Origin of the sequence: Pradoshia sp., from assembly GCF_051873915.1 — a bacterium.
GTDB lineage: Bacteria > Bacillota > Bacilli > Bacillales > Pradoshiaceae > Pradoshia.
Genome location: NZ_JBJEFJ010000166.1, coordinates 1 through 6351, shown reverse-complemented (window position 1 = coordinate 6351; position 6351 = coordinate 1). Strand labels below are relative to the sequence as shown.

The 6351-nt window shown below is 36.0% G+C and carries 6 protein-coding genes and 1 pseudogene; 1 reads left to right on the top strand and 6 read right to left on the bottom strand.

Features of this window, described 5'->3' with window-relative positions:
* Window positions 1-881 precede the first annotated feature (881 nt).
* On the bottom strand, window positions 882-2093 hold the full coding sequence (locus ACI35L_RS14535) for a hypothetical protein (RefSeq protein WP_439803170.1): 1212 nt from the start codon (window positions 2091-2093) through the stop codon (window positions 882-884).
* Between the two features lie 81 nt (window positions 2094-2174).
* Complete coding sequence (locus ACI35L_RS14530) at window positions 2175-2891, bottom strand: C39 family peptidase (RefSeq protein WP_439803169.1); 717 nt, start codon at window positions 2889-2891, stop codon at window positions 2175-2177.
* Between the two features lie 1082 nt (window positions 2892-3973).
* On the opposite strand from ACI35L_RS14530, the gene ACI35L_RS14525 reads away from it, so the two are divergent.
* Window positions 3974-4174 (top strand): hypothetical protein, encoded by a 201-nt coding sequence (locus ACI35L_RS14525; RefSeq protein ID WP_439803171.1) that lies wholly within the window; start codon window positions 3974-3976, stop codon window positions 4172-4174.
* A 41-nt stretch (window positions 4175-4215) separates the two neighbouring features.
* Here the strand turns inward: ACI35L_RS14525 and ACI35L_RS14520 are convergent.
* The 4 genes and pseudogenes from ACI35L_RS14520 to ACI35L_RS14505 all read right to left on the bottom strand — a co-directional run.
* Window positions 4216-4275, bottom strand: a pseudogene (locus ACI35L_RS14520) (IS3 family transposase); the annotation flags it as partial.
* 408 nt (window positions 4276-4683) lie between these two features.
* On the bottom strand, window positions 4684-4842 hold the full coding sequence (locus tag ACI35L_RS14515) for an IS3 family transposase (RefSeq protein ID WP_439803168.1): 159 nt from the start codon (window positions 4840-4842) through the stop codon (window positions 4684-4686).
* Between the two features lie 41 nt (window positions 4843-4883).
* On the bottom strand, window positions 4884-5435 hold the full coding sequence (locus ACI35L_RS14510; RefSeq protein ID WP_439803167.1) for a transposase: 552 nt from the start codon (window positions 5433-5435) through the stop codon (window positions 4884-4886).
* Between the two features lie 76 nt (window positions 5436-5511).
* Window positions 5512-6351 (bottom strand): hypothetical protein (locus ACI35L_RS14505; protein WP_439803166.1); only part of this gene is annotated, 840 nt, incomplete at its 5' end.

Below are 6351 nucleotides of genomic sequence, written 5' to 3'. Positions count from 1 at the left end.
TAGGAATGCGGGTTGGAGGGGTGTGTTTTCGGAAAACTTTATTTTGGTTACACAGAAGGTGTAACCATAAAATAAAGTTTTCCGATTTAGACTCGGTTTTCGGTAAAATAAAGTTTTCCGATTTCCGGGTCTTTTTCAATATCTAGCCGGGTTCCATCCAATACGATTCCGGGCTTTTTTCTGTGCTCATTCCTCATGATCCAGAGGGAAAGTTCCCGCTCACATTAATCTCTTATGCCCCTCTAACCATTGCCACTACAGGCTTTTTCAATAGGTTGCTCAGGCTGCTATTCGATTAACAGTGAAAGAGCGGTCCCTTTCTGTTTTGGTTATAATAATAAAATATTAACTTGACTTCCAACCATTTATCGTAAATACCTTCCTCATATGGTTCGATATACAATGAATGTGTGCTTCTTAATCCACAATTTATCCTCCTTTGCTTTTTGATCTGCTTTTTTTACTTCTGCTCCGGTAAAAATTTCAGATTTTAAAAGTCATTTATTTGCAATATTAACCCCAGGTTCATTTTTTGAATCAGTCAAATCGAGCAATTCTTTTTCTTTATTCTCTATATACTGTATACCTACTAACTCTAATAGTAAGCTAAAAGGAACATCCATGATGACTTTCCGTAAATCATAAGGGATTCATTGAAAAGGAATGAAGTCGATTACTTGAGAAAAGGTCATTAAATCATGTGGTGCTTCGTTGAAAGAAAGTGTGACTATCTAGTTCACAGATAGAGACAAAAAAATCAGTCATTATGACTGTAGAATGACATAAGTAAGGATAGGGAGACTTGCATGATTGTCTTTTCTATACATTATGGCTAACGATACAAGAAAGAGGGATGGATTGTTTGATCCATCCTTCTTTTCTTATTGAATTTTTACCACATAAAAATCTAAATTAACTTGGTCTTCATCGTTCTCAAAAACACTATAAGAAAGTATTTCATTGGTATAAATAGGTTTAGAAGTGCTGATGATTGATTCGGATATCGGACTGGCTATACCTTTTGCAATATTGAGAATATAGATTTGTTCCATGCCTCTACGAAATATAAGGGTATCTTCATTGATGAAAATAGGGGTATCGAGTGTTGTATTGATAGAATCATCTTTGAATATCTTGGCTTGGTTCAGTTTGTTTTTATTATAGATATAAAGGGAAGAACCATTTGTATAGGTGACATAATCGTTAAGATAAGTAAAATCAATAATTCCATCTTCTGTGGCAACCACTTTAGATTTTTCGCCATCTTCATTAAGATTTAAGGTGAATTTCTTTTCCCCATCTTTAAAAACGGATTTATAAAGAAGATAATTCTTAGAATCTAAATTTTCTTGAATAATATGGTAGGAGCCCTTTCGTTCTTGACTTTCATCTAGTTCATCTTTTTCTTTTATAGAGAGTTTCTTCAACTTGGTATCATAAAACATTAATTGAGATTGAATCGTTTTGGTTTTTTCATTTGCTGTGTATTTTACCCAACTAAGTGTACCATCACCGATTCGAACGGCAGGAGTGGGTGTTTCAAAATAGCTTCCGCCTGTATCAATCTCAGAAACTTTCAAATTGGATAAATTTAATGATTTGATTTTCCAGTCCACATCTGTCATTTTCCGGGTATCATATTCAGACCAATATAAAAATCCATCTTCTCCTGTCAAATTCCCAATCCCATCATTTACGTTCGTCTTATAAATAGGCTGACAGGTTCCTTTCTTTCTATCAAATAGCATAATGCGAGTTTGGGTCTCTTGGGAATCAACGAATGCTATCCCGTTATCATCTACATAATCAGGGGCCGTCATGGATTTCACACCACATTTTCCGCCACTGATGGAATATTTCTTGGTTTGAATTTTGTTATCCGTCCAGCTAGACAGATGTTCAATATACGTGCTTTTCGACTCTTCTTTGACTTCATTCGGCTCATTTTGAGGAACGGGTTTCTCCTCTTTCGTCACTTCTTCTTCCTTAACCACTTTTTCTTCCTTTTTGTTCTCATCAATGTCTGTAGAACATCCAGTTATAAAGAATGCCATAGCTAAGACTAAAGATTGATATTTACGCATTTTACTCATAACAGCACTCTCCATAATCAAAAAAATTCCTTGCAATCTAAATGGCCAATCTGAAAAGATCAGCCATTTAGGACTATTTTATTAGTACAGTAATGCTTGTCTGAAATGGGCGTTATTAGCGTTGTAAACACCTTTATGAGGATGCCATACATTACCCAATGTCACTCCTCGACCACCTTGGTCAAATGGGTCGGTTAAACGTACAAGGGCACTTGAGCTCGTTCTTAATGTAGAGTCTACTCCTGACACGTTTAAGATGTGTCCCGCCACACTACTTGTGTATTTTGGCATGTAGCTTGGACTAATCTTCAAATCCAATACCGCAGGATAATTCTTGCTTAAAGCATATTCAATTTTGTTAGACCAGTTAGAATAGGAACCAATAGAAATGTATACATAAGTGTTTTTGGATTGATTTTTATTTAAGATATCGTCTACTTTGGAGAATTCTGTCCCATCGGTTGTGGTTCCTAATTGAGATGCATAGGTAGATTGAGAACTGGAGGAACCTTTAAGGAATCCAACTACTTGCTTAACAGTGGCAGGACCGCACCAATAGTTCTTTTCTTGCTTGTAGGAAGGGACCCCTATTGTTTTATAAACACCATCTGGATCTGCCATAATATTCACCTTGGAGTTGATCTCAGCTTCTTTTTCTGCTGCTGCTTTCACTTGTTCCGCAGACATTTTATCTGGTGTAAAGTTAGGGTTATCTCCTGTACCAGATGCATGTGTGTTGATACTAGAAAAGGCAAATAAAGAACCTGCTAATATTAAACTCATTGATAACTTCTTCATATAATCCTCCCTTTTACTATTAATATAGCGGCCCGCTATAATTAGAAGTTTACAGCATCTGACAAATTATTCCTATGATAAAATCATCTGATATTTTCGACAATAATTGAGGAACCAACAACATATTTTGACAAGAAAAGCTGCAGCTCAGAATATGTTAATTCCTCCAATCGTGTATGGATATAGAGTCAATGCAACCGAACAGTCATCCCTGCTTATCTAAGAAATGTAAATGAGTTGGAGAAAGAATTAGAGAATCTAAAGCATGTATAGAGTTATGGCCAGAGCGATGGTATATTTCCTGACGAAATACAGAAATACACGAATTGATTGCTGAAATAAAAAACTGTCAAAACTAAATGTTGTAAATTTCAAATATGAAAGAGGAGTCCATGTACCCGTTAGGAATCTATAGAACTGGTAAGAAAGTCTCCCTTTTAATAATAATTTGAAAATTTCGGAAATAATATTATTAATATGATAATAATTAGGTTGAGATTTAGACAATCGAAAAAAAGAAGGGGAGAAAATGGTGGAAAATAGGAAATTAAGATTTTTTACATTTTTTAGCTTGGTGGTACTATTGCTGTACATGGGCGAAATATCTGGAGTAAATGCTGCACCTATTGGAGGAGCAGATAGTTACCGACTGTTCGACAATGATCATGGTGCGAAAGGAAGTTCCAACAATGCCATGGAGGGAACCTGGACATATGGAACTTACGGGAATGATTATAAAGGGGATCATCGAATAGCCAAAAATCGTGGGTCAGTATATGAGTGGAGATTCAAATCGGATTCAGGCAAACGTCAATATTATGCTTAGTTACGTCTCTCTGATTTTGTGAATCCGTCAGCTTCTTACATGGTTTGGACACATAGCCTTACTTCTGAGTTATCTTGGAGCAATGATGTGGGAGATAATAATCAGAATACGGCCTATCCAGGCTGGAATAAAATAGGGAGTAAGAAATCATATGACTCGGATACGAGATTTTTCAGAGTCATGCTTATTAATGGAAGTTATAAAACCGGTGTAGATGCTTCCGAAGTAGATTTCTATAAATAAAAAGGGGGATACTATGAATAAATTAAAGGTTACACTCTTAGCCACATCAATCCTTGTTGGTGGCACAGTAGTTGGGTACGGATTTACGAACCCTGATTCATATGCCAATGCAAGCGTGGAACAGAAAAAACAGGACAGCGTGTTTACCGCTGATGAGTTAAAACTAAGTTCAAAAGAGTACATCCAAAATGTACTGAACCCTATGTTGTTATAGTAAAAAATATAATCAGTAACTGCCTGCTTGAGTTCTTCAAATGAATAATAAACTTTACCATAATACATTTCCTGCTTCATGATTCCGAAGAAGTTCTCCATTGGTGAATTATCCAGACAGTTTCCCTTCCGGGACATACTTTGAAAGATGCCATTATCTTTTAGTTCGATAGGGGCTATCTTTTGTTATTTCAATTACTTCGTCTAAAGCATCCAGGATTGCTTTTGCGTTCGGGCGTTCTGAAAACCGATAAGTTAGAATTTCACCGTTAAACATATCTAGAAATGGATCTAAATAAGCCTTCTTGATGATTAGCTTTCCTTTAGAATCAGTCGAGTAATATTTAAATTCGGATGTATCGGTTGTTAATTTTTGATGTGGGATGCTTGTATGGAATCTGCGATTGACAAGGTTTTTTGAAATCTTGCCTATGGTACCTTTATAAGTGCTGTATTTACGTGATTTACGTGTGTATGAGGTACAAGTAATACCAAGTTTATTAGTAATTCTCAGGATTTTTTGTGATTTACGATATAGCCTCTCTTACGCAATTCCATATCAATTCGACGATAGCCATAATTCCCATTATGTTCGTCTACAATAGACTGGATCACCTTTTCAATCTCTTCATCAGGATTTGAATCATTAAATCGTTTTTGCCAATACATATAGGTTGCCTTTGGAAAACCTGTGGCTTCAAGGATAACGGCTAATTTGAATTCTTTTCTGAGTTCTTGGATGATCCTGGATTCTGTTTTAGCAGTCGGCTCGGAATATTTACCCCTGAAGCTCGGAGCTTTTTTAAATAGGCATTCTCCGCACGCAGTAATTCTATTTCTTTTAAAAGTTGTTCTTCCTTCGTCAATTTCTTTTCATCTATTTTCTTTTTCGGTTTATTGGACATGGATGGACGCCCCCTTGATGTAGAGAGCCCTTTAATACCTTCATTTTGCCATCTTCTCCACCAATTTTGAATCATAGGCGGTTCAGTGATGCCAAATTTTCTAGCAACTTCTGCAAAGGATTCTCCAGTTCTTTCCTTATAGTTTAGAACATCCATTTTAAATTGAACAGGATAATGCGTAGCTGTTTTTCTGGTAACCAAGCCTTGTTTCCCATATTGTTGGAACGCACTAACCCATTTTATTATATTGGTTTTACTTCGGATTCCAAATCTACTAGCCAAGGAACCATATCCACCCTCACCAGCTAAATAAGCGTTCACTACTTTTAGCTTAAAGTCTTCATCATATTTGACCACAAAAAAACACCTCGAAAGTTAGAATTGTTTCGTCTAACTTTCGGGGTGCACATCACGTGTTTGGTCTCTTTTTTATCTACTCTACAGGAAAAGGAGATTTTTTCTTTTTATACTTTGCTGGTACGTTCGCTTTGAAATCAGATGAATGGAAAGAGGAATCTGCTTTAAACTTTGTTGTTTCTAAGCTGGTCATAACCTCGTTATCCTTGCCATACTCCTCTAATTTCAATATGATTCCACGATTCTCATCAACCCACAATTTGAATGTATCTGCCTGATGCTTTTCAGCATAATATTCATTAAATGTTCCGGATATGATGACCGCATTTTGTCCAAGATACTTCATATGTCCACTTATTTCCCACTTTGAATAATCTTCTAAAAATCCTACAGCAATCTCTTGTGGAAATAGGGATACTGAAGCGGCTGACATATAGGTTGGATCCGTTCGATAATTATATACTTTTTCATTTTTCGAATGGTCATATCTTGATTCGATAGATTTGTCCGCCTTGTCCGATTTTACCTGTTCTTCTGTGACCTTTTCATCTATTTTCAATTCTTCGTAGGACTCTTTTTCTGGGAAAGTTTGAACAAGCGTTTGGCCATCATAGACAGTATTAATTTCTTGAACACTATCCTTAATTTTCACATTTGACCGATTTCCATTTCTTGTTTGAACCTTGTAATCTACGGAATGATTAAAACCAGCAGCCTTGCTTTTATAAACAAATGTTCCTTGAGCACTTTTGAAATTATCAATGCTATTCAGCATTTTGGAATGAATTTTGTCTTGATTAAGCGTCACCGTTTCAGCGGCCTTGGCGGTCTCTAATTTTTTATCGATAGAATAAATCCCTACACCTGTTAAAAGAGAAAAGGTAACTGCGATTGGAATCAACTTTTTCATAATAAC

Excerpts from the sequence above, each read along its gene's own strand:
- ACI35L_RS14535 (WP_439803170.1), bottom strand. The coding sequence starts at position 2,093 with ATGAGTAAAATGCGTAAATATCAATCTTTAGTCTTAGCTATGGCATTC.
- ACI35L_RS14530 (WP_439803169.1), bottom strand. The coding sequence starts at position 2,891 with ATGAAGAAGTTATCAATGAGTTTAATATTAGCAGGTTCTTTATTTGCC.
- ACI35L_RS14525 (WP_439803171.1), top strand. The coding sequence starts at position 3,974 with ATGAATAAATTAAAGGTTACACTCTTAGCCACATCAATCCTTGTTGGT.
- ACI35L_RS14515 (WP_439803168.1), bottom strand. The coding sequence starts at position 4,842 with ATGTATTGGCAAAAACGATTTAATGATTCAAATCCTGATGAAGAGATT.